This is a genomic window from Spirulina sp. CCY15215 (assembly GCF_016888125.1).
GTDB lineage: Bacteria > Cyanobacteriota > Cyanobacteriia > Cyanobacteriales > Spirulinaceae > CCY15215.
On sequence record NZ_JACSWA010000052.1, the window covers coordinates 1 to 520 of the forward strand.

General features: G+C 43.1%; 2 pseudogenes. Both read right to left on the bottom strand.

The window, feature by feature from the left end:
• Positions 1-181 (bottom strand): annotated as a pseudogene (locus JUI58_RS00225) (hypothetical protein); the annotation flags it as partial.
• A gap of 104 nt (positions 182-285) precedes the next feature.
• Positions 286-520, bottom strand: a pseudogene (locus JUI58_RS00230) (Uma2 family endonuclease); the annotation flags it as partial.

Consider the following 520-nt stretch of genomic DNA (forward strand, 5'->3'; position numbering starts at 1 on the left):
CCTTGGCAATAAAATAATCAGATCGAAGATGGTGTGGAGATTGACAAGTTTGAGTCAGCAAATTCGGTTGAAAATCGTGAAATTCATCGGGCAAACCAAGTTCCTCCGGGTCTTCGCTAGGCAAATCGTACATGGTGGGCAGAGATTTCTGCTTGGAGTAAGAAGGTTGAAGTTGAACCATGAGAAGTAGAAATTCGAGAAGGTAATCTAATTTTTACCAGTAAATGGAAGTAGCGATCGCGTTTCTGGGAAAGTTTGCAAGTTATGCGATCGCGCTTCCAAGAATTAACCCAGAGAATCAGGATCGATGTTTAATTGTTTGAGTTGTTCGCGCAACTTTTGTAGTTCAGATTCAGCACGTTCTCTTTGTTGTTGTTCTCGTTCTGCTCTTTGTTGCTGGCGATCGCGCTCATTTTCAGCCAAAATAGCCCGTTGTCGTTCTTGTTGTTTTTCGTGTCGTTCTCGTTCCTTCTCCAGTTGTTCGCGATCGGCACGTTCATTGGGAGTAGAAATCCAATTA